The following is a 22,679-nucleotide window of genomic DNA, read 5'->3' as shown; positions in this document are numbered from 1 at the left end:
GCGGGCGGCCGGACGGAGGCCCGGTCGGCCCGGTCAGGGCACCGGTCACGGCACCGGTCAGGGCAGCGGGGTCCCGCCCGTGGCGTTCAGGATCTCGGCGGTGATGAACCCGGCCTGGGACGAGGCGAGGAAGACGTACGCCGGTGCCATCTCGGCGGGCTGGGCGGGCCGCCCCAGCGGCGCCTGCTTGCCGAACTCCGCGGTGTCGGGGAGGGTCGCGGGGATCAGGGGCGTCCAGACGGGCCCCGGCGCCACGGCGTTCACGCGGATCCCGTCCTCGGCCAGCATCTGGGCGAGGCCCTGCGTGAAGGTGACGATGGCGCCCTTGGTCATCGCGTAGTCGAGCAGGTGCGGGCTCGGCTTGTAGGCCTGCACCGACGTGGTGTTGATGATGGAGCCGCCCGCGGGAATGTGCGGCACGGCGCTGCGGCACAGCCAGAACATCGCGTACAGGTTGGTGCGGACGACGCGGTCGAACTGCTCGGTGGTGATGGCGCCGATCCCGTCCGGCTGCGACATCTGGTACGCGGCGTTGTTGACCAGGACGTCGATGCGTCCGAACTCGGCGACGGCACGCTCCACCACCGCCCGGCACTGCTCCTCCTCGCGCAGGTCGCAGGGCACCGCCACGGCGGTGCGGCCCGCCTCCTCGACCAGGCGGACCGTCTCGCGCGCCTCATCCGCCTCCTCGGGCAGGTGGGTGAACAGCACGTCGGCGCCCTCCCGGGCGTAGGCGAGGGCGACGGCACGGCCGATGCCGGAGTCGCCGCCGGTCAGGACCGCCGCTCGGTCCCGCAGGAGGCCGCTGCCCCGGTAGGAGTCCTCGCCGTGGTCCGGCGGCGGGTCCATGGGTCCCGTCCAGCCCGGGTGCTCCTGTTCCTGCTGCGGGAAGTCGGGGCGGGGGTGGGCGGTCGTCGGGTCGTCGGGGCGGCCTGCGTCTTTCATCGCTCCGGTTCTCCTTGGTCGGATCGGTGGGGCAATAGGGCGGAATCTTCCTGTCTGTCCGCTCCGCGTCGAGTGCCCAGCCGAACGCGCCTCACACCCTCGTCCCCGTGGCGCCGTCACCCACTCCCGGGGTACGGCACCGCACGCGCCCCCTGCGGCGCACGCACCCCGTCCGGACCCGGGAGCGGTCGCTATCCCGGCTATACACCCTGTGTATAGTGCACCCATGCTCGCCCTACACAAGATGCGGAAGCCCGTGCCGAGGTTGCGCCGCCGTACGACCCTTCTCGGGCTGTCCGCGCTGGCCGCGACCGTGGCCCTGACCGGCTGCACCAAGCTGGAGACGGTCTCCCCCAGCACCGTCCGCAAGGACGCGGCGCACGCGGGCCCCGCCGAGCGGGGCGCGTTCGGCACGGTGGACTGCCGCAAGGCCAAGTGCATCGCGCTGACCTTCGACGCGGGCCCGAGCGAGAACACGCCCCGCCTGCTGAAGATCCTCAAGCAGAAAGCCGTGCCCGCGACGTTCTTCACGCTCGGCAAGAACCACATCGTGAAGTACCCCGAGCTGGTCAAGCAGATGGACGCGGAGGGGCACGAGGTCGCGAGCCACACCTGGTCGCACAAGATCCTCACCAAGATCGACCCGGCGGAGGCGCGCGCCGAGCTGGAGCGCCCCAACAAGGCGATCGAGAAGCTCATCGGCAAGAAGCCCACGCTGATGCGGCCGCCGCAGGGCCGCACCAACGACACCGTGAACAAGATCTCGCGCGACCTCGGGCTCTCCGAGATCCTGTGGACGGTCACCGCGAAGGACTACACGACGAACGACCCGGCCCTGATACGGAAGCGGGTCCTCGAACAGTCGAGCCGGGACGGCATCATCCTGCTGCACGACATCTACCGGGGCACGGTCCCCGCGGTGCCCGGCATCATCGACGAACTCAAGAAGCGCGGGTACGTCTTCGTGACCGTGCCGCAGCTGCTCGCCCCCGGCAAGGCCGAGGCGGGCAAGGTCTACCGCTAGGGCCTCTCCGCTCCGGGCCGCACCCGGCGGCGGACGGGGCCCCTCCGCTCACCACGTCACGTACAGCGCCTCAGGCGAGCGGTGGATCAGCGTCGGCCGCATCCGCACCGCCGCCCCGTCCCCGGCGAGCCGCAGCCCCGGGAAGCGCCGGGTGAACAGCTCCAGGGTCAGGCGCAGTTGCTCGCGGGCGAGCAGGGCGCCGGGGCAGGCGTGGGCGCCCAGGCCGAAGGCGACGTGCCGGGCGACCGGGGTGCGGGTGATGTCGAAGACGTCGGGGCGCGCGTACCGTGCCTCGTCCCGGCCCGCCGCGCCGAAGCCGACGAGCACCTCGGCGCCCGCGGGCAGTTCGGTGCCCGCGAGGGTGACGGCCCGGGTGGTGATCCGGCGGAAGCCCTGCAACGCGGTGTCGAAGCGGGCCGCCTCCTCGATGGCCGCGGGGATCCGCTCGGGCTCCTCGCACAGCAGCTTCCACTGCGCGGGGTGGCGCAGCAGGTGCAGCAGGGTCGTGCCGATCAGGGCCGTGGTGGTGAGGTGCCCGGCGAGCAGGAAGTTCTGTAGGTGCGACACGAGTTCGCCGCGCTGGCCGACGGTGAGTTCGGGTCCCGCGTCCGCGTGGCCCGGGTTGTCACCCGCGGGGTCGGACTCGTCGGGCTCGCCGTCGTCGGGCGCGAGCGAGGTGACCATCTCGCTGCACAGGTCGTCGCGCGGGGCGGCGTGGCGGTCGCGTACGTAGCCCTCAAGAAGGCGCTGGAGGGCGACCATGTCCTCGGCGGCGGCGACCTGTTCGTCCTCGGAGAGCGGCCGGAACAGCAGTTGCTCGATGCTGTGGCCGCCGCGCACGACGAGCGGCACGTCCGCCGGGTCGAAGCCGAGGACGTGCCCGATCACCTGGCCCGGCAGGCGCATCGCGTACGCGTCCAGCACGTCCACGTGCCGGTCGCGCCCCGGTCCCGCGAAGGCGTCGGCCAGCGCGGCGGCCCGTTCGGCCGCGTACGGAAGGACGGCGGCGACGCGGGTCGGGGTGAGGCCGCGGACGATGGGTGTGCGCAGGCGCTGGTGCGCCGGGCCGTCCGCGGTGATGACGACGCGGCGGCGGGCACCGGTGCCGAGGCCGAGGACGGCCTGGGCCGCGCCCGAGAGGGCTGCGTCCGGGCGCACGGCGTTCTCCGACGAGAAGACGTTCGGTCTGCGCAGGACCTCTCGGACGTCGGCGTCCCTGGCGACCAGCCAGGCGCCGAACTCCGGTACGTAGGTGAGGCCTTCGGCACGCCGGGCGCGGGCGTACAGCGGATACGGGTCGCGCATCAACTCGTCGAGCCTGGCGTGCTGTTGCCGGTCCACCCTCCTCATGGTGCCCGACCGCGGCCCCCCGGCGAAAGGGCACGAGCGGGCCCCGCCGGGGCGCCCGCGCCTCAGGCGCCCCGTCCGGCGCCCGCGTCAAGGGCCGGTGCGACGACGGCGAACGCCCGGTCGGTCAGCGCCGCGGGATCCTCGGCGCCGCCGTCGGCGCTCCACCGGTGCAGCACGGCGTCGAAGGCGTCGAGGGCCATGGCGGCGGCGAGGCGCGGATAGAGCTCCGCCTCGCCGTCGAGGCCGAGGCGGCGCGCCAGCTCCGCAGCCAACTCGTCGCGCCACTCGGCCTGGCGCTCCAGGAAGCGGGCGTACAGCGCGGGCGTGCGCAGGATGAGCCGGACGACGCGCAGCGCCCGCTCGCCGTGGTCGGCGCACTGCCCGAGGGGCACCCAGACCGCGTGCCGCAGCGCCACCGACGGGCGCTCGGCGGCGGGGCGCGCCGCCAGCTCCGCGCGGATGTCGGTGCCCATGCCCGCGAGGAACTGGACGACCACGTCCTCCTTGGACGCGAAGTACCGGAAGAACGTCCGCTTGGAGACGCCCGCCGCGGTCACGATCTCGTCGACCGTGACGGCGTCGAACCCCTTGCGGGCGAGCGCCTGTAGCGCGGCCTCGGTCAACTCGTCCGCCACGAGCTGCCGTTTGCGCTCGGCGAGGCTGGTGTCACTGCGGGAACTCACCGCGCCATGCTACACGCCATGCCTCGCATGACACTCGTTGCCAGATAGGCACTCACTACCAAGTTGGCACTTACTGCCAGGTTGGCGCTTACTGCCGCGTTGACACTTACTGCCGCGTTGACACTCGATGCCACCAGAGGCAGAGTGTGCCGCATGACGCAACGGCAGCAGCACGGCTGGAACGCAGGCCGCATACCGGACCAGACCGGCCGGGTGTGCGTCGTCACCGGAGCCAACAGCGGCCTCGGCCTGGCGACCACCCGGGCACTCGCCCACCGGGGCGCGCACGTGATCCTCGCGGTGCGCGACGAGGCGAAGGGACGGGCCGCGGTCGCCTCGCTCGCGGCGGAGCAGCCACGGGCAGGCCTCGACGACAGCCCCGACGACCCCCTCGACGACCGCGTCGCGGACCGCCTCGCGGACCGCCTGGAGGTGCGCCGGCTCGACCTGGCCGACCTGGACTCGGTCCGCGCGTTCGCCGCCGGACTGCGCGCCGACCACCCCCGGCTGGACGTCCTCGTCAACAACGCGGGCGTGATGGCTCCTCCGCGGACGCTCAGCCCCCAGGGCCACGAGCTCCAGTTCGCGGCCAACCACTTGGGCCACTTCGCGCTGACGGGCCTGCTGCTCGGCCTGCTGCCGGACGGCTCCGGCTCCCGCGTGGTCACCGTGACGTCGGTCAACCACCGGCAGGCCCGCCTGTCCTTCGACGACCTCACGGACGACCTCACGGGCGGGCACACGTACAGGCCGATGGCGTTCTACCACCGGTCCAAGCTGGCCAACGCCGTCTTCGGACATGAGCTGCACCGCCGTCTGACGGCTGCGGGCAGCGGGATACGCAGTGTCCTGGCCCACCCCGGCTACACGGCGACCCGGCTCCAGACCAGCTCCCCCACGGGCCTGCCCAGACTCCTCTTCGGCACGCCCCTCAAGCCCCTGGCCCAGCAGCCCGAGCGGGGCGCCCTCCCCCAGCTGTACGCGGCGACGGCCGCGGAGGCGACGGGCGGTGACCTCTTCGGGCCCGACGGCGTCGCGGAACTCCGCGGCGCTCCCGAGCGGGTGGCGCTGGCGGCCCGGGCGACGGATCCGGAGACCGCCCGCCTGTTGTGGGAACTCTCGGAGGAACTGACCGACGTACGCTACGCGTTGCCGACCGGCGGCCGGGAAGGAACGCGCGGCGGTCTCAGCCCGTCCGGCGCTTGAGGACGCCCGCGGAGCGCGACGCGGTGGGGAGTACGTCCGGCGCCTCGGGACGGGCGCGCAGCGCGACCACCGGGCCGCCCTCGTGGTGGATGGGCGTGTGCCCCCCGGCGAGGGAACGCCCCTGGCCGCCCCGCCGGACGGCGACGATCTCCGCCGCGATGGACAGCGCGGTCTCCTCCGGCGTCCGCGCCCCCAGGTCGAGCCCGATGGGTGAGCGCAGCCGCGCGAGCTCGACGTCGCCGACGCCGACCTCGCGCAGTCGGCGGTTGCGTTCCAGGTACGTGCGCCGGGACCCCATCGCGCCCACGTACGCCACGGGCAGCCGCAGCGCGAGCCGCAGCAGCGGCACGTCGAACTTGGCGTCGTGCGTGAGCACGCACAGGACGGTGCGGCCGTCGGTCCCGGTGCGCTCCAGATACTCGTGCGGCCACTCCACGACGACCTCGTCGGCGTCGGGGAAGCGGGCGGGGGTGGCGAAGACGGGCCGGGCGTCGCACACGGTCACGTGATAGCCGAGGAACTTGCCGACCCGTACGAGGGCGGACGCGAAGTCGATGGCCCCGAAGACGATCATGCGGGGCGGCGGCACGGAGGACTCGACGAGGACGGTCAGGGGCTCCCCGCAGCGCGACCCCCGCGCACCGATCACGACGGTCCCGGTGCACCCCGCGTCGAGCAGGGCCCGGGCCTCCGCGGCCACGGTCAGGTCCAGATCGGGATGGCCGCCGAGCCCGCCCTCGTACCCGGCCGCCGCCGTGTGCGGAGCCTCCTCGTCGTACGGGGGGCCGTCGCCGTGCGCGACTCCCTCCGGTCCGGCGCCGCCGTCCGCGCGGACGAGCAGCACCCGCCCCATCAGCTCGGCGGGGCCCTCGGTGACCCGCGCCACCGCCGCTGCCTCCCCCCGGGCGGCGGCGGCGAGCGCGGAGCCGAGCACCGGCCGCGCGGGGCTGTCCGCGCGGACCGGTGCGACCAGGATGTCGATGACACCGCCGCAGGTCAGACCCACGGCGAAGGCGTCGTCGTCGCTGTAGCCGAAGCGTTCGAGGACGGTCTCGCCGTCGTCGAGCGCCTGCCGGCACAGCTCGTACACCGCGCCCTCCACGCAGCCCCCCGAGACCGACCCGATCACCGTGCCCTCGCTGTCGACGGCGAGGGCGGCGCCGGGCTGCCGGGGCGCGCTGCCGCCGACCGCCACCACGGTGGCGACGGCGAACGCGCGTCCCTGCTCGACCCACCGGTCCAGCTCTTCGGCGATGTCCAGCATGTCGGTCTCCTCGGGGAGTCTGCGGAGCCTCCCCGAGAGGCTCCGCGGTACGGGGCGGACGGTGGCGCCTCAGTGGACGCCCATCCAGCTTTCGACGGGACTCAGGGCGAAGTACACGAGGAAGATCAGCGTGAGGCCCCACATGAAGGCCCCGATCTCCCGTGCCCTGCCCTGGGCGATCTTGATGGCGACCCAGGCGATGACGCCCGCCGCGACACCGGTGGTGATGGTGTAGGTGAAGGGCATCAGGACCACGGTCAGGAAGACCGGGATCGCCGTGGCGCGGTCGGCCCAGTCGACGTGCCGTGCGTTCATCATCATCATCGCCCCGATGACGACGAGCGCGGCGGACGCGACCTCCTGCGGGACGATCGCGGTGACGGGCGTGAAGAACAGGCAGGCCGCGAAGAACAGTCCGGTGACGACGGAGGAGAGGCCCGTGCGGGCGCCCTCGCCGACACCGGTCGCGGACTCCACGAAGACGGTCTGGCCCGAGCCGCCCGCGACACCGCCGATGGCGCCGCCGGCACCGTCGATGAACAGTGCCTTGGACAGGCCCGGCATGCGGCCCTTGTCGTCGGCCAGATTGGCCTCGGTACCGACGCCGATGATCGTCGCCATGGCGTCGAAGAAGCCCGCGAGGACGAGAGTGAAGACGATCATGCCGACCGTCATCGCGCCGACCTCGCCCCAGCCGCCGAACTCGACGTCCCCGAAGAGCGAGAAGTCGGGCGAGGAGACCGCGCCGCCGTGCAGCTCGGGCGCTCCGTTGGCCCACTGCTCGGGGTCGATGACGTCCATCGCGTTCAGGGCGACGGCGACGGCGGTGCCGGTGATGATGCCGATCAGGATGGCGCCGGGGGTGTCGCGGGCCTGGAGCATGAAGATCAGGAGCAGGGTCCCCGCGAAGAGCAGGACGGGCCAGCCCTGGAGCTCGCCGCCGGGGCCTAGGGTCAGCGGAGTCGCCTTGCCCTGGTGGACGAAGCCGCTCTTGACCAGGCCGATGATGGCGATGAACAGACCGATGCCCATGGTGATGCCGTGCTTGAGGGCGAGCGGGATCGCGTTCATGATCATTTCGCGCAGCCCGGTGACGACAAGGAGCATGATCACGACGCCGTACAGCACGCACATGCCCATGGCCTGCGGCCAGGTCATCTCGGGCGCGACCTGCGAGGAGATCACTCCGGACACCGAGAGTCCGGCGGCCAGGGCCAGCGGCACCTTGCCGACGAAGCCCATGAGCAGGGTGGTGACGGCGGCGGCGAGCGCCGTGGCGGTGATGAGGGCCTTCTGCCCCATGGTGTCGCCCGCCGCGTCCTTGCCGGACAGGATCAGCGGGTTGAGCAGGACGATGTACGCCATCGCCATGAAGGTGGTGATGCCGCCGCGCACCTCACGCGCGACCGTCGATCCTCTGCGGGATATGTGGAAGTACCGGTCGAGCCAGGACCGCCCGGCCGGGACGCGCGAGCCGGAGCCCGCGTCCTCGGCGGTGGTCCTCGGCTCCAGTGACTGCTGGGTCATGGTGCCTACTCCCAAGGTTCATAGGGGCACCCGCACCAGACACGCGTACGCGCCTGTGGAGACCGCGGGATTTGGGATGGTGCGTTGGCTGCACGACCCGGGGGACGGCCCGAGGCGAACTACGGGGAGAAAACGGGAGGAAACAGGGAGGAAACAGGGAGGAAGGTGCCGGGAGACGGTGTCCCCCGGCGCCCTCACGTGCCGGTGAGGTGCTCGGGACGGACCGGCGTCCGGTTGAGCTCGAGACCCGTCGCGTTCCTGATCGCCGCGAGGACGGCCGGGGTGGACGACAGGGTCGGGGCCTCGCCGATGCCGCGCAGCCCGTACGGCGCGTGCTCGTCGGCGAGTTCGAGCACGTCGACGGGGATGGTCGGCGTGTCGAGGATGGTGGGGATCAGATAGTCCGTGAAGGAGGGGTTCTTCACCTTCGCGGTCTTCGGGTCGACGATGATCTCCTCCATGACCGCGACGCCCAGGCCCTGGGTGGTGCCCCCCTGGATCTGGCCGAGCACGGACAGCGGGTTGAGCGCCTTGCCGACGTCCTGGGCGACGGCGAGCTCGATGACCTTGACCAGGCCGAGCTCGGTGTCGACCTCGACGACCGCGCGGTGCGCGGCGAACGAGTACTGGACGTGGCCGTTGCCCTGCCCCGTGCGCAGGTCGAAGGGCTCGGTGGGGCGGTGCCGCCACTCGGCCTCGACCTCGACGCTCTCGTCCTCCAGGACGTCGACCAGGTCACCGAGGACCTCGCCGCCGTCGGTGACGACCTTGCCGCCCTCCAGGAGGAGTTCGGCGGTGGCCCACGCGGGGTGGTACGTACCGAACTTGCGGCGGCCGAGTGCGAGGACCTTCTCGCGCACCAGCTCGCAGGAGTTCTTGACGGCGCCACCGGTCACGTACGTCTGCCGCGACGCGGACGACGAACCGGCGCTGCCCACCTGGGTGTCGGCGGGGTGGATCGTCACCTGGGTGACGCCCAGCTCGGTGCGGGCGATCTGCGCGTGGACGGTGACGCCGCCCTGGCCGACCTCCGCCATCGCGGTGTGCACGGTCGCCACGGGCTCGCCGTTGATGACCTCCATGCGCACCCTGGCGGTGGAGTAGTCGTCGAAGCCCTCGGAGAAGCCGACGTTCTTGATGCCGACCGCGTAGCCCACACCGCGTACGACGCCCTCGCCGTGCGTGGTGTTGGACAGGCCGCCGGGGAGCTGGCGGACGTCCGCGCCCTCGGAGCTCTCCCACTGGCGCTCGGGCGGCAGCGGGCGGGACTTGACGCGGCGCAGGATCTCGGCGACCGGCGCCGGTGAGTCCACGACCTGCCCGGTGGGCAGGAGCGTGCCCTGCTCCATGGCGTTGAGCTGCCGCAGCTCGACCGGGTCCATGCCGAGCCTCGCGGCCAGCTTGTCCATCTGGGCCTCATAGGCGAAGCAGGCCTGGACGGCGCCGAAGCCGCGCATGGCGCCGCAGGGCGGGTTGTTGGTGTAGAGGGCGACGGCCTCGATGTCGACGTCGTCGATCACGTACGGCCCGACGCTGAGGGAGGACGCGTTGCCGACGACTGCGGGGGACGCCGAGGCGTAGGCGCCGCCGTCCAGGACGATGCGGCACTTCATGTGCGTCAACTTGCCGTCGCGCGTGGCCCCGTGCTCGTAGTACAGCTTCGCCGGGTGGCGGTGCACATGGCCGAAGAAGGACTCGAAGCGGTTGTAGACGATCTTGACCGGCTTGCCGGTGCGCAGCGCGAGGAGGCAGGCGTGGATCTGCATCGAGATGTCCTCGCGGCCCCCGAACGCGCCGCCGACGCCCGACAGCGTCATGCGCACCTTCTCCTCGGGCAGGCCGAGGACGGGGGCGATCTGCCCCAGGTCCGAGTGCAGCCACTGGGTGGCGACGTAGAGGTCGACACCGCCGTCCTCCGCGGGCACGGCGAGGCCGGACTCCGGGCCGAGGAAGGCCTGGTCCTGCATGCCGAAGGTGTACTCGCCCCTGACGACGACGTCGGCCCTCCTCGCGGCCTCGGCGGCGTCGCCCCTGACGATGGGCTGGCGGTGCACGATGTTGGGGTGCGGGACGTGCTTGATGTACTCGTCGTCGCGGCCCTCGTGGACGAGGACGGCGCCGGGGGCGGTCGCCGACGCCTCGTCGGTGACGAGGGGCAGCTCCCGGTACTCGACCTTGATCTTCGCGGCGGCGCGGCGCGCGGTCTCCGGGTGGTCGGCGGCCACGAGGGCGACGGGCTCGCCGTGGTGGCGGACCTTGCCGTGCGCGAGTACCGGGGTGTCCTGGAGTTCGAGGCCGTACTTCTTCATCTCGGCCGGCAGGTCGTCGTACGTCAGGACCGCGTACACACCGCTCTGCGCGAGCGCCTCGGAGGTGTCGATGGACACGATCTCGGCGTGCGCCACGGTGGAGCGGAGCGTCTGGCCCCAGAGCATGTCCTCGTGCCACATGTCCGAGGAGTACGCGAACTCGCCGGTGACCTTCAGGGTCCCGTCGGGCCGCAGTGTCGACTCGCCGATGCCGCCCTTGGTCTGCGAACCCTGGGTGATCTTGGTGGGTGCGCCGGTCGTCCGTGTGGATCCCATGGTCAGACCGCCCCTTCCTGGAGTCCCTGACGGTCCTGGCGGGCGGCCGCGAGGCGGACCGCGTCCAGGATCTTCTCGTAACCGGTGCAGCGGCAGAGGTTGCCGGACAGCGCCTCGCGGATGTCCGCGTCGGTGGGCTGCGGGTTGTGCTCCAGCATCTCGTCGGCGGCGATCAGCAGGCCGGGGGTGCAGAAGCCGCACTGGACGGCGCCCGCGTCGATGAACGCCTGCTGGATCGGGGAGAGCGCCGCGTCCGGGTTGCCGCCGCCGACCTCGCCGGTCCCCGAGTCCATCGCCCCCTTGGCCGGGTCCGCCCGCCACCGCTGTGCTTCCTGGAGCGACGTGCCGCAGGCGCCGGACGCGCAACCGCCGTGCTCCGCGCGCTGCTTGGCGAAGTCGGCGAGGCCCTCGACGGTGACGACCTCACGGCCCTCCACCTGCCCGGCCGCGACCAGGCACGCGCACACCGGCACGCCGTCGAGACGGACCGTGCAGGAACCGCACTCGCCCTGCTCGCAGGCGTTCTTGGAGCCCGGCAGGCCCATGCGCTCACGCAGCACGTACAGCAGGGACTCGCCCTCCCACACGTCGTCGGCCTCCTGCCGGCGGCCGTTGACCGTGAAGTTGACACGCATTACGCGACTCCCTCCGTGGTGCGGCCGTTGCCGCGGTAGGTCTCCCACGTCCAGCCGAGCGTGCGGCGGGCCATGATGCCGACGGCGTGACGGCGGTAGCTCGCGGTGCCGCGTACGTCGTCGATCGGGTTGGCGGCGCCCGCGGCGAGCTGGGCGAACCGCTTGGCGATCGAGGGAGTGACGATCTTCCCGCTGTCCCAGAAGCCGCCCTCCTCGAGCGCCGCGTTCAGGAACTCCTCGGCGGCCGTGGCCCGGATCGGCGTCGGCGCGGCCGAGCCGATGCCGGTGCGCACCGTGCGGGTCTCGGGGTGCAGGGCGATGCCGAAGGCGCACACGGCGATGACCATCGCGTTGCGCGTGCCCACCTTCGAGTACTGCTGCGGCCCGTCGGCCTTCTTGATGTGCACGGCTCTGATCAGCTCGTCCGCGGCGAGGGCGTTGCGCTTCACGCCGGTGTAGAACGCGTCGATCGGGATCAGGCGGGAGCCGCGCACGGACTCCGCCTCGACCTCGCAGTCGGCGGCGAGCAGGGCCGGATGGGCGTCGCCTGCGGGCGACGCGGTGCCGAGGTTGCCGCCGACGCCGCCGCGGTTGCGGATCTGGGGGGACGCGACCGTGTGCGAGGCCAGGGCGAGGCCCGGCAGCTCGGTGCGCAGGTTCTCCATGATCTGGGTGTACGGAACGGAGGCACCGAGCCGGACCGTGTCCGCACCGACCTCCCACTCCCGCAGCTCACCGACGCGGTTGAGGTCCAGGAGGTACTCCGGACGGCGGTGGTCGAAGTTGATCTCGACCATGACGTCGGTGCCACCCGCAATCGGCACAGCGGTGGGGTGCTCGGCCTTCGCGGCGAGCGCCTCCTCCCAGCTGGCGGGGCGAAGGAAGTCCATGAGTGGCTCTCTCTTCGTGATCGTGCCTGACGGCCGGGTCCCCCAGGGGATCCGACCGGGGCTGATGGGGCTGATGGGCCGGGGCGAACGTTCCGGCCAAGGTGGCCCTTCGCCTCTCGACTACTCGTTCATGTGCTGTTGACGCGGAGTGGGGCCAAGTACACCGCCCGCTCCGCCAAAGGGGTCAGTCACCGAAACCATGAAGGAGTTGGCTGGCCAAGCTGCAAGTCTTGTAGATTCGTATGAAGAACGGGCCCGGGTAGCCTCGCGGATTCCCCCCGGAAACCGCGGTGCCCCCCGGACCACTGCGGCCCCGGACCGACCGGGCCCTCGGCCACACGTGAAATCGAGACAGATCGGCGGCGACGACCCCATGCGGCTGCGCGCACTCCTTGACACCGACGCCCTCGGCCTCAGGCTGCTCGGCGGCGAGGACGAGCTCGACCGCACGGTGCGCGGGGTGATGACCACGGACCTGCGCGACCCGAGCCGCTACCTCACGGGCGGCGAACTGGTGCTCACCGGCCTCGCCTGGCGCAGGGACGCCGCGGACAGCGAGCCCTTCGTCCGCATCCTCGCGGCGGCCGGGGTCGCGGCCCTCGCCGCCGGTGAGGCGGAGCTCGGCGCCGTCCCCGACGACCTGGCGGAGTCGTGCGCGCGGCACCGCCTGCCGCTGTTCGCCGTCAACGAGTCGGTGGCGTTCGCGACGATCACCGAGCACGTCGTGCGGCAGGTGTCCGGCGAGCGCGCCGGGGACCTCGCGGCCGTCGTGGACCGGCACCGCCGCCTGATGACGTCGGGCCCCGCGGGCGGCGGCCCCGACGTGGTCCTCGACCTGCTCGGCTCCGACCTGGACCTGCGGGCCTGGGTCCTCTCCCCCGCGGGGCGGCCCATCGCCGGGGCGAGCACGGCGGGGCCCGCGCTGCCCGCGGCCGTCTGCGCCCGCCTCTCGGGGGAGCACCTGGCCGCCGCCCGCACCGGCCGCCGCGGCCCGCACCGGGTGGGCGTGGACGGCGTGACGTACTCGCTGTTCCCCATCCGCTCCAGCGGCCGGGGCGCGGCGAACGCCTCCAGGGACGTGCGCGAGACGGTCCTCTCGGACTGGCTGCTCGCGGTCGAGGCGGACGCCGGCGACTGGCCCGAAAAGCGCCTCGACCTGCTCCAGGGCGTCACCCAGCTGATCGCGGTCGAGCGGGACCGCAGGGACGCCGCGCGCACGGTGCGCAGGCGCCTCGCCCAGGAGGTCCTCGAACTGGTCCAGACGGGTGCCGCGCCCGCGGAGATCGCGGCCCGGCTCCGGGTCGCCGCGCCGGTGCTGCTCCCGGGGCTCGGGGCGGCGCCGCACTGGCAGGTGGTCGTGGCGCGGGTCGAGTGGGACGGCGGGACGGCGGGTGAGATCGCGGGCGGCCCCGTGGCCCAGTCGCTCCTCGAGGAGATCCTGGTCGACCCGGGGACGGCGGGGCCCGACCCCTCGGACCGGATCGCGGTGGCCCACACCGGCGACGAGGCCGTCGCGCTCGTGCCGCTGCCCGCGATGTCCGCGGAGGCCGGGGGAGCCGAGCCGGGGCTGCTCGCCGACGCGCTGCTCGCCGCCGTGCGGGAGCCGCTCGCTGCGGGCCTCGCCGACGACGGGCGCCTCACTCTCGGCGTGAGCGCGTCCGTGCACTCGGCGGAGGGCCTGCGGGGCGCCCTGGAGGAGGCGCGGCACGCCCGCAGGGTCGCCGCCGCCCGGCCGGGGCGGGTGTGCGCCGCGGGCCACCAGGAACTGGCCTCCCACGTCCTGCTGCTGCCCTTCGTCCCCGACGACGTGCGCCGCGCGTTCACCGCCCGGCTCCTGGACCCGCTGCGTGAGTACGACCGCAGGCACCGGGCCGAGCTGATCCCGACCCTGGAGGCCTTCCTCGACTGCGACGGCTCCTGGACGCGGTGCGCGGCGCGGCTGCACCTGCACGTCAACACACTGCGCTACCGGGTCGGGCGTATCGAGCAGTTGACGGGCCGTGATCTTTCGCGCCTGGAGGACAAGTTGGACTTCTTCCTGGCCCTGCGCATGAGCTGAGGCGGAAAGGGCCTGCCCACGGGTCCCGGGCGGCGCGGACGCCCCGTGCGGCGCCCGTTCCCCTTCCCCCTCGTTTGTGAAATCTTTCACCCATCCCCTTGGCCGGGCCCGCCGATCCGTGCTGAGATTCGCCCACGACTCACAGCTCGACGGCGCGCTAGGGGAGGGCAACGTGGCGCATACCGCCATGTCTGGTACCGGAACGCACTCAGGGATCGATCCACTCCAGACCGCGGTATGGCGGCTGCGCTCGCGCGGCTGCTGGACCGACGCGGCAGCGCTGCTCGCCACCCGGGAGGGTGCGGACGCCGCCGTCCAGAGAACCTCGCTCCTCGTCGAGCGCTGCTTGTTCACCGGGGACGGCTGGGACGAGGCCGAGGACAGCCTGCGGACGGCCGAGGCGGTCGCGGACGACGACGAGGCGCGCGGGGCCGCGGCCTGCGAGCGGGGGCAACTCGCCTACGCGGCGACCGTGTTGGGGGTACGGGACCGGGCGGACGAGGCGCGCACCGCGCTCGGCAGGGCGGCCGCGCTGCTCGCGCCGGGGTCGGCCGGGCGGCCCCTCCTCGACTTCCGGCGCGGACTGATCGCCGAGCACCTCGCGGACTCGCCGCAGTCGGCGCGGGCCGCGTACCGGCGCGCCCACGCGGGCGCCACCGCCCACGACGACCCGCTCCTGCTCTCCTTCACCTGGCGCCATCTGGCCGGTATCGCCCTGCGCGAGGGCGAGTTGGCCGAGGCCAGGCACGGCTTCACCGAGTCCCTGCGGCTCCGCGAGGAGCTGGGCTTCCTGGTGGGCACGGCCCCGGCCCTCGCCGCCCTCGCGGACGCCGAGCCCGAGCCGGAGGCCTCCCGGCTCCGCGCGGAGGCCACGCGGCTCTTCCGGCTGCTCGGCGGGGTGCCCGCGTGGCTGGCGGCACAGCTGACACCTCCCGCGCCTGCGGCTTGACGGTCGGGGGGGTCGGCTCGGGCGGATCCGGCGGTTTGCGCTCGCCGCCGGTTCAGCCCTCGCCGCCCGCGAAGTGCTCCCGCACCAGGGACTGGACCACCGGCAGGTCGCGGGCGACGAGGGCCTCGAGGAGGGCCAGGTGCTCCGCGGCGTCGGCCACCAGGTCGGCGCGGCGGCCGCTCACGGGGCCGGTGTCCAGGGGCCACTGGGAGCGCCGGTGCAGGTCGTCGGCGACGTGGACGAGCTGCTTGTTGCCGGAGAGGCCGAGCAGCGCCGCGTGGAAGGCGCGGTCCGTCTCGGCGTACCCGGCCAGGTCGCCGACCGCCGCGGCCGCGACCGTGGCCTCCGCCAGCGGGCGCAGCCGCGCCCACTCCCCCGCGGGCACGCTCCGCGCGAGCCGCAGCATCACCGGGACCTCGATCAGGGCCCGTACCTCCGCCAGCTCCGCCAGCTCCCTGGCCCCGCGCCGCAGCACCCGGAAGCCCCGGTTCGGCACCACCTCCACGGCGCCCTCCAGGGCGAGCTGCTGCATGGCCTCGCGCACGGGCGTCGCGGACACCCCGAAACGCTCACCGAGGGCCGGGGCGGAGTACACCTCCCCCGGGACGAGGTCACCGCCCACGAGGGCGGCCCGCAACGCGTCGAGCACCTGCGCGCGCACGGAGGACCGCCGCACGGTCCTGCGGGGGGCGGGGAGGCGGGGGGTGGGGGCGTCCGGGGCGGAGGGGTCGTCACCCCTGCCCCCGGAAGGAACCGCGGCACCGCGCGCCACCCGGTCCACATGCTCCACCCGGGGCTGCTCCGGTACGCGCACGGGGGCGCAGCCCGCGGCACCGTCCGCCGCTCGTGCGCTCACCCGCTCCACCTTCGCCTCCTGTGCTGCCGCGTGCCACCGACCCGAAACGTACGAGAAGCACCATAGGCGGACAGGACCCCAGTTGAAACCTCGATCAACTTGGGTAAGGTTAGGCTTACCTGTAATCGATCGTGATTCGGTGGTCCCCGCGCATGTCCGTTCCCACCCTGGAAAGCGGCGCCCGACGTACGGAGCGCGCCGAGAGCTCCGTCACCGCCGCCTACGCCCGCCTCACCGAGGTGTTCCCCGGGCTGCGCGTCCAGGAGCTGACCGCGGGCGATCAGCTGCCGCGCGGCGGTGGCTGGGTGAGCGCGGACCGGCTCGCGGCGGCGGGACCCGACTTCGAGGAGTTCCTCGCCTGGGACGACGCGCAGGTCGTCGAGGACTACGGCCTGCGGGCCCGCCCCGACGTCGTCGCCAGCTTCGCCCTGCACCGCTACGCCTGGCCAGCCACCCTGCTGTTCACGGTGCCGTGGTTCCTCCAGCGCCGCGTACCGCGCTACCCCGTCCAGGACGTCGCCTTCCAGCGCGCCCTCGGCAGGTTCGCCGTGCGCCCCGGCTCCTTCGCCTGCCTCCCCGACGACCCTGCGGCCGCGCTGCCCGGCGCCCGGGTGGTGCCGGACGAGGAGGCGCTGCGCGGTGAGGTGCGGGCCGCGGTGGCGGAGCACATGGGCCCGCTGCTCGACGGCTTCGGGCCGCGCATGCGGCGCCGGGGCCGCGCGCTGTGGGCCGTCGCCACCGACGAGATCGTGGAGGGGCTGTGGTACGTCGCCCATCTGCTCGGTGCGGAACAGCGCGCGACGGCCGAGCTCGAGCAGCTGCTCCCGGGCGCCACGAAGCCGTACGTCGGCACGGCCGCGTTCCGTACGCTCTCGGGTCCGAACGGCGAGGAGCTGCCCACCCGGGACCGGGCGAGCTGCTGCATGTTCTACACCCTGCGCCCCGCTGACACCTGCGTCACCTGCCCGCGCATGTGCGACGCGGACCGTGTCGCCCGGCTGACGGCCGACGCCGCGGCGGCGAGCTGACGCCCCGCCCGCCCCTGCCCCGGCGGCCTCTCAGGTCACCCCTGACACCTTCCCTCCCCGCCCTCACGCGTTGAACCATCCGTTCGTGCCCGTTTAATCGAACTCATTTGCCGTCCTTCTTACGTGCGTTCGAGGTATGCGGCGCTCGGCGCGGCCCTCACCACCCCCTTGGCGTCCTCTTGCCGGAAAACCGCCGTGGGCGCCGTGCGGCGTGGGCCACTATGGCGCCCGAAAACGCCCTATCGCGACGCAAGGGACGGCAGATGAGACTGACCGACATATCGCTGGACTGGCTGCTGCCCGGCTGCATTCTTCTTCTGGGCATGGCGGTGGCGGTGGCGGTGCTCGCGCGGGGCAGGAAGGCCCAGGCGAAGGCGGCCACCGCGAGCGACGATTCGTGGGAGCGCAGCGAGGAGCGCCGCAGGCGCAAGGAAGCCGTGTACGGCACCGCCTCCTACGTCCTGCTCTTCTGCTGCGCCGCGGTCGCCGCCGCGCTCTCCTTCCACGGCCTGGTCGGCTTCGGCCGCCAGAACCTGAACCTCACCGGCGGCTGGGAGTACCTGGTCCCCTTCGGCCTCGACGGGGCCGCCATGTTCTGCTCCGTCCTCGCGGTGCGCGAGGCCAGCCACGGCGACGCGGCGCTCGGCTCGCGCCTGCTCGTGTGGACGTTCGCGGGCGCCGCCGCCTGGTTCAACTGGGTGCACGCGCCGCGCGGCATCGGGCATGCGGGCGCCCCGCAGTTCTTCGCCGGGATGTCGCTGTCGGCGGCGGTCCTCTTCGACCGCGCGCTGAAGCAGACCCGCAGGGCGGCGCTGCGCGAGCAGGGGCTCGTGCCGCGGCCGCTGCCGCAGATCCGCATCGTGCGGTGGCTGCGGGCGCCCCGGGAGACGTTCGGCGCCTGGTCCCTGATGCTGCTCGAAGGCGTACGCACCCTCGACGAGGCCGTCGAGGAGGTCCGCGAGGACCGGCGCGAGAAGGAGCAGGCGCGGACGCGGCGGCGGGACCAGGAGAAGCTGTCCCGGGCCCAGCTCAAGGCCATCAGCCGGGGGCATCGCGGCTATCACCGCGCCGGGCGGCAGGTGGACGTGCCCGCCGTCGCGTCCTCCGGCGGGTCCGCGCAGGTCGGCGCGGACCCCGCCATAGGCACGCCGCCGCCGTCGCCGCCCCCGCAGGAACAGGTGCCCGTACGGTCCAGGCCCACCCTCCAGGCCGTGCCGAGTGAAGCGGCGGGTCCGGTGACCGTGGACCTCACGGCCGAGGACGACACCCAGACGCTGCCGCGTCTGGACTCCCTGGAACGCAAACTCAAGGACCTGGAGCAACAATTCGGCTGACTCACCGCATCGGCCTGCGGCCAGCTCTTTCCCCCACCCACCCCCCCACCCGAGCGGCTCCCCAGGCCGAAGACCCCACCGGGCAGGTTGATTCAGCCCGTCCGGCGCTTGAGGACAAGGCCGCAGGCCGAAGAACCCGCCGGGCAGATATCTCAGCCCGTCCGGCGTTCGAGGACGAGGCCGCAGGCCAAAGAACCCGCCGGGCAGGTTTTTTCAGCCCGTCCGGCGCTTGAGGACGAGGCCGCAGGCCGAAAACCCCACCCGGCAGGATGATCTAGCCCGTCCGGCGCTTGAGGACAAGGCCGCAGGCCGCAAACCCCACCCGGCAGGATGATTCAGCCCGTCCGGCGTTTGAGGACGAGGCCGCAGGCCGACAGGGCCCGAGCCCGGTGGAACGGCAACCCCCTGTGCAGGGCAACCAGGACACCCGCACCCGAGCAGGGCTCACCCCGCGTTGAGCTCGAACCACACCACCTTGCCGACCCCCCGCACCCGCACCCCCCAGGCATCCGCCAGGGACCGCACAAGCACGAGCCCCCGCCCATGGGTGCCCTCGCCCTCCTCGGAGGAGCGCACCCGCGGACGCCGCGGCACGAAGTCGCGGACCTCGACCCGCAGCCGCCCCGGCCCCACCGTGGCGGTCACGACCGCGGCCTGGTCGGTGTGGACCAGGGCGTTGGTGACCAGTTCGCTGGCGAGCAGCTCCGCCGTGTCGGCGCGCCCCGGCAACCCCCAGTGCCGCAGCAGCTCCCGCAGCGCGCCCCGGACCTCGGACACCGCCCGCAGGTCACGGCGGTCGAGCCTGCGGCTCAGCTGCGGCGGTCCGGTGCCCGCCGCGTGCCCGGACGCCTCGTCAGGTCGTTTCGGAATGGAAGCCTCCGTATCGATGAATCCCGTGGATCCCTCGGGTTCCACGGATCCTGTGGGTTCCATGGATCCGGCGGATCCGATGAACCCCGTGGTTTCGATGGAGGCACCTCGTAAGTGTCTCGTCATGACCCCCGCCACCCTGTGGTCGAGCCCCCGCCCGGCCCTACGTGTCCAACGTGCTCACGGAATGCATGCCCGCCTCACCTGGCCGCACTCATGTCCATTCGTCAATCGGTGACAAGGATGGTCCGATGGCTCGGGGGGAAGTGGAGCCTCGTACCGCCGAGCATCGAACGACCACACGAAGGAGCCGCCGTGCACGACGACCGACTGCTGGTGGAGGAGCGCCTGGAGCGCGCTCTGCGGCAGTTCATCCGGCCCGCCCAGTACGCAGCGAGGGTGCCGCTCACCCTGTCCGTGTGGCATGCGCCCGGTGAGCCGGTGCCGGTGGCCGAGGCCATCGCGGAGCCGTACGCACCCTTCGAGACCGGTGCGGAGTGGGGAAGGCCCTGGTCCACCAGCTGGTTCCGCCTCGAGGGCGAGGTGCCGCGGGAGTGGGAGGGCCGGCGTGTCGAAGCGGTGATCGACCCCGGGTTCACCGGGGAGGGGCCCGGGTTCCAGGCCGAAGGGCTCGTGTACGACGCGTCCGGTGTGCCCTTGAAGGGCATCCACCCGCGCAACCGGCACGTGCCCGTGGCCGCCCGCGCGCGCGGCGGCGAGCCGGTGCGGCTGCTCCTGGAGGCGGCCGCCAACCCCGCCGTCCTGCACGACTTCGAGCCGACCCCGCTCGGGGACGTCCTGACGGCGGGCGATGCCCCCGCCTACCGTTTCGCGGCTGCCGACCTCGCCGTACTCGACGAGGACGTCTGGCAGCTGACGCTGGACATCGAGGTCCTCGCGGAACTCATGCGGGAGCTGGACGCGGGGCGGCCGCGCAGACACGAGATCCTGCGCGCGTTGGAGGACATGCTCGACACGCTCGATTTGCACGACGTGTCCGGCACCGCCGCCGCGGCCCGCGCCGAGCTGGCCGAGGTGCTCGCCCGGCCCGCCCACGCCAGCGCCCACCGCGTCTCGGCCACGGGACACGCGCACATCGACTCGGCCTGGCTGTGGCCGCTGCGCGAGACCGTGCGCAAGGCCTCCCGGACCTTCGCCAACGTGACGGCACTCGCGCGCGACTACCCGGAACTGGTGTTCGCGTGCTCGCAGGCGCAGCAGTACGCCTGGGTGAAGGAGCACCAGCCGCACATCTGGGAGCGCATCAAGAAGGCCGTCGCGGACGGGAACTGGGTGCCGGTGGGCTCGATGTGGGTGGAGTCCGACGCCAACATGCCCGGCGGTGAGGCGCTCGCCCGCCAGATCGTGCACGGCAAGCGCTTCTTCCAGGAGGAGTTCGGGGTCGAGACCGAGGAGATCTGGCTGCCGGACTCCTTCGGGTACACCGCCGCGTTCCCGCAGCTGGCACGGCTCGCGGGCGTACGGTGGTTCCTCACCCAGAAGCTGAGCTGGAACCAGTCCAACAAGATGCCGCACCACACCTTCTGGTGGGAGGGCATCGACGGGACCCGGGTGTTCACCCACTTCCCGCCCGTGGACACCTACAACTCCCAGCTCCACGGCGCCGAACTCGCCCACGCCGAGCGGAACTTCGCCGACAAGGGGCGGGCCACGCGCTCCCTGGTGCCGTTCGGCTGGGGCGACGGCGGCGGCGGACCCACCCGGGAGATGCTGGAGCGGGCGCGCAGGCTGCGGTCCCTGGAGGGCTCACCGCGCGTCGAGGTCGAGAAGCCGTCGGCGTTCTTCGCGGCGGCCGAGGCGGAGTACGGCGAGCGGGCCCCCGTCTGGTCCGGTGAGCTGTACCTGGAGCTGCACCGCGCCACGTACACCTCGCAGGCCGCCACCAAGCGCGGCAACCGCCGCAGTGAACACGCCCTCAGGGAGGCCGAGTTGTGGTGCGCGGCGGCCGCCGTGAAGGACCCCGGCTACGCCTACCCGTACGACGACCTGGACCGCCTGTGGAAGACGGTCCTGCTCCACCAGTTCCACGACATCCTGCCGGGCTCCTCCATCGCCTGGGTGCACCGCGAGGCCCGCGACACCTACGCGCGCGTGCTCGCCGAGCTCGACACGCTCACCGCGGAGGCGGTGCGCCACCTCGGCGGCGGCGAGGCCTCGGTGCTCAACGCGTCGCCGTACGCCCGCAGCGAGGTCGTCGCGCACGAGGGGCACCTGGTGCACGTGGACGTCGGCGGCTTCGGCGCGCGCGGGCTCGCGGAGGCCGCCGGGCAGGAGCGGGAGACGGGCGCGGTGACCACGGCGACCCGCACCGGCCACGAGATCGTCCTGTCCAACGAGCACCTGCGGGTCACCGTCGACTCGGACGGCCTGCTCGCCTCCGTCGTCGACCGCGCCGCCGACCGCGAGGTCCTCGCCCCCGGCAGCCGCGGCAACCTCCTCCAGCTGCACCCCGACCACCCCACCCACTACGACGCCTGGGACCTCGACAAGCACTACCGCCACCGCCACACCGACCTCATCCGGGCGGAGTCGGTGGAGCTGGTGGAGGACGGGCCGCTGCGGGCGTCCGTGCGGGTCGTCCGCGTCTTCGGCGCCGGTTCGCGGATCACGCAGGAGCTGCGGCTCGCCGCGGGCAGCCGCCGCGTCGACGTGGTCACCGAGGTGGAGTGGCGGGAGTCGGAGAAGGTCCTCAAGGCGGCGTTCCCCCTCGACGTGCAGGCGGAGAGGTCCGCCGCGGAGATCCAGTTCGGGCATGTGCAGCGGCCGACGCACGCCAACACCTCCTGGGACGCGGCGCGCTTCGAGATCTGCGCGCACCGGTGGCTGCGGGTGGCCGAGGAGGGGTACGGGATCGCCGTCCTCAACGACTCCACGTACGGGCACGACGTGACCCGGACCCCGCACGCCGAGGGGCTCGGCACCACCGTCCGCCTCACCCTCCTGCGCGCGCCGCACAGCCCCGACCCGGACACCGACGTCGGCACCCACCACTTCACGTACGCGTTGCTGCCCGGCGCGGAGACGGGCGACGCGGTCGCCGAGGGCCTCGCCCTGAACCTCCCCCTGCGGGTCGCCGACGCGCCCGCCGTCGCGCCCCTCGTGCGGGTCGATCACCCCGGGGTGACCGTGGAGTCGGTCAAGCTGGCCGAGGATCGCAGCGGGGACGTGGTGGTGCGGCTGTACGAGTCCCGGGGCGGGCGGGCCCGTGCCGTCCTGACGACGTCCTTCCCCGTCACCCGGGCCGACGTCACCGACCTCCTGGAACGCCCCCTGCACCCCGCCGAGACCACCGGCGCGGGTCTGGCCCTGGCCCTGCGCCCGTTCCAGATCCTGACCCTGCGACTGCGCCCGGCGTAGCCCTCGCGGGGCGCCCCGGTCCCGCCCCTTCTCCGATCCTGGGGCTCCGCCCCAGACCCCGTTGTCGGCCTGCGGCCTCGTCCTCAATCGCCGGAC

At 73.1% G+C, this 22,679-nt stretch carries 17 protein-coding genes; 7 read left to right on the top strand and 10 right to left on the bottom strand.

Going from position 1 to position 22,679, the window contains the following annotated elements; genetic code table 11:
* Positions 1 to 57: 57 nt before the first annotated feature.
* Entirely contained in the window at positions 58 to 945 is an 888-nt protein-coding gene (locus ACH4DX_RS24820) for an SDR family oxidoreductase (RefSeq protein ID WP_398156737.1), read from the bottom strand.
* A gap of 244 nt (positions 946 to 1,189) precedes the next feature.
* Between ACH4DX_RS24820 and ACH4DX_RS24815 the strand changes: the two genes are divergently transcribed.
* Positions 1,190 to 1,969, top strand: coding sequence for a polysaccharide deacetylase family protein (locus ACH4DX_RS24815; RefSeq protein ID WP_398116100.1), 780 nt, complete (start codon positions 1,190 to 1,192; stop codon positions 1,967 to 1,969).
* A 48-nt stretch (positions 1,970 to 2,017) separates the two neighbouring features.
* Here ACH4DX_RS24815 and ACH4DX_RS24810 read toward each other — a convergent pair whose 3' ends face one another.
* The gene (locus ACH4DX_RS24810; RefSeq protein WP_398115418.1) at positions 2,018 to 3,310 is read right to left on the bottom strand and encodes a cytochrome P450; all 1,293 of its coding nucleotides are present in this window, start codon (positions 3,308 to 3,310) and stop codon (positions 2,018 to 2,020) included.
* Positions 3,311 to 3,381: 71 nt separating this feature from the next.
* Positions 3,382 to 4,002, bottom strand: coding sequence for a TetR family transcriptional regulator (locus tag ACH4DX_RS24805; protein ID WP_398156736.1), 621 nt, complete (start codon positions 4,000 to 4,002; stop codon positions 3,382 to 3,384).
* A gap of 153 nt (positions 4,003 to 4,155) precedes the next feature.
* On the opposite strand from ACH4DX_RS24805, the gene ACH4DX_RS24800 reads away from it, so the two are divergent.
* Positions 4,156 to 5,208 carry an SDR family NAD(P)-dependent oxidoreductase gene (locus tag ACH4DX_RS24800; RefSeq protein ID WP_398156735.1) on the top strand — a complete coding sequence of 351 codons (1,053 nt, stop codon included), beginning with the start codon at positions 4,156 to 4,158 and terminating at the stop codon, positions 5,206 to 5,208.
* Here ACH4DX_RS24800 and ACH4DX_RS24795 read toward each other — a convergent pair.
* The 5 genes from ACH4DX_RS24795 to ACH4DX_RS24775 form a co-directional block, all read right to left on the bottom strand.
* Entirely contained in the window at positions 5,189 to 6,472 is a 1,284-nt protein-coding gene (locus ACH4DX_RS24795) for an XdhC family protein (RefSeq protein WP_398156734.1), read from the bottom strand. The two genes, ACH4DX_RS24800 and ACH4DX_RS24795, sit on opposite strands and share 20 nt — an antisense overlap.
* A gap of 69 nt (positions 6,473 to 6,541) precedes the next feature.
* Complete coding sequence (locus tag ACH4DX_RS24790; RefSeq protein WP_398115424.1) at positions 6,542 to 7,999, bottom strand: NCS2 family permease; 1,458 nt, start codon at positions 7,997 to 7,999, stop codon at positions 6,542 to 6,544.
* A gap of 194 nt (positions 8,000 to 8,193) precedes the next feature.
* Positions 8,194 to 10,584, bottom strand: coding sequence for a xanthine dehydrogenase subunit D (pucD, locus tag ACH4DX_RS24785; protein ID WP_398156733.1), 2,391 nt, complete (start codon positions 10,582 to 10,584; stop codon positions 8,194 to 8,196).
* 2 nt (positions 10,585 to 10,586) lie between these two features.
* On the bottom strand, positions 10,587 to 11,219 hold the full coding sequence (locus ACH4DX_RS24780; RefSeq protein WP_398115428.1) for a (2Fe-2S)-binding protein: 633 nt from the start codon (positions 11,217 to 11,219) through the stop codon (positions 10,587 to 10,589).
* The gene (locus ACH4DX_RS24775) at positions 11,219 to 12,109 is read right to left on the bottom strand and encodes an FAD binding domain-containing protein (RefSeq protein WP_398115430.1); all 891 of its coding nucleotides are present in this window, start codon (positions 12,107 to 12,109) and stop codon (positions 11,219 to 11,221) included. The genes ACH4DX_RS24780 and ACH4DX_RS24775 overlap by 1 nt, the downstream gene beginning before the upstream one ends.
* 373 nt (positions 12,110 to 12,482) lie before the next feature.
* On the opposite strand from ACH4DX_RS24775, the gene ACH4DX_RS24770 reads away from it, so the two are divergent.
* Both ACH4DX_RS24770 and ACH4DX_RS24765 read left to right on the top strand, forming a co-directional pair.
* Complete coding sequence (locus ACH4DX_RS24770; protein WP_398156989.1) at positions 12,483 to 14,168, top strand: PucR family transcriptional regulator; 1,686 nt, start codon at positions 12,483 to 12,485, stop codon at positions 14,166 to 14,168.
* A gap of 172 nt (positions 14,169 to 14,340) precedes the next feature.
* Positions 14,341 to 15,117: a hypothetical protein gene (locus ACH4DX_RS24765; RefSeq protein ID WP_398115432.1), complete on the top strand. Its 777-nt coding sequence runs from the start codon at positions 14,341 to 14,343 to the stop codon at positions 15,115 to 15,117.
* A 52-nt stretch (positions 15,118 to 15,169) separates the two neighbouring features.
* Here ACH4DX_RS24765 and ACH4DX_RS24760 read toward each other — a convergent pair whose 3' ends face one another.
* Positions 15,170 to 15,982, bottom strand: coding sequence for a GntR family transcriptional regulator (locus ACH4DX_RS24760; RefSeq protein ID WP_398156732.1), 813 nt, complete (start codon positions 15,980 to 15,982; stop codon positions 15,170 to 15,172).
* Between the two features lie 143 nt (positions 15,983 to 16,125).
* Between ACH4DX_RS24760 and ACH4DX_RS24755 the strand changes: the two genes are divergently transcribed.
* Both ACH4DX_RS24755 and ACH4DX_RS24750 read left to right on the top strand, forming a co-directional pair.
* Positions 16,126 to 17,001 (top strand): (2Fe-2S)-binding protein, encoded by an 876-nt coding sequence (locus tag ACH4DX_RS24755; protein WP_398156731.1) that lies wholly within the window; start codon positions 16,126 to 16,128, stop codon positions 16,999 to 17,001.
* 263 nt (positions 17,002 to 17,264) lie between these two features.
* Positions 17,265 to 18,335: a DUF2637 domain-containing protein gene (locus ACH4DX_RS24750; protein ID WP_398156730.1), complete on the top strand. Its 1,071-nt coding sequence runs from the start codon at positions 17,265 to 17,267 to the stop codon at positions 18,333 to 18,335.
* 444 nt (positions 18,336 to 18,779) lie between these two features.
* Here the strand turns inward: ACH4DX_RS24750 and ACH4DX_RS24745 are convergent, their stop codons facing one another.
* Positions 18,780 to 19,205 carry an ATP-binding protein gene (locus ACH4DX_RS24745; RefSeq protein WP_398156988.1) on the bottom strand — a complete coding sequence of 142 codons (426 nt, stop codon included), beginning with the start codon at positions 19,203 to 19,205 and terminating at the stop codon, positions 18,780 to 18,782.
* A 315-nt stretch (positions 19,206 to 19,520) separates the two neighbouring features.
* Between ACH4DX_RS24745 and ACH4DX_RS24740 the strand changes: the two genes are divergently transcribed.
* The gene (locus ACH4DX_RS24740) at positions 19,521 to 22,583 is read left to right on the top strand and encodes an alpha-mannosidase (RefSeq protein WP_398156729.1); all 3,063 of its coding nucleotides are present in this window, start codon (positions 19,521 to 19,523) and stop codon (positions 22,581 to 22,583) included.
* Positions 22,584 to 22,679 lie beyond the last annotated feature (96 nt).

The sequence above is a fragment of the Streptomyces sp. NPDC017940 genome (assembly GCF_044328435.1).
Taxonomy (GTDB): Bacteria; Actinomycetota; Actinomycetes; order Streptomycetales; family Streptomycetaceae; genus Streptomyces.
Note: the sequence above shows the minus strand (reverse complement) of the source record. Positions and strands in the feature narration are given on the sequence as shown.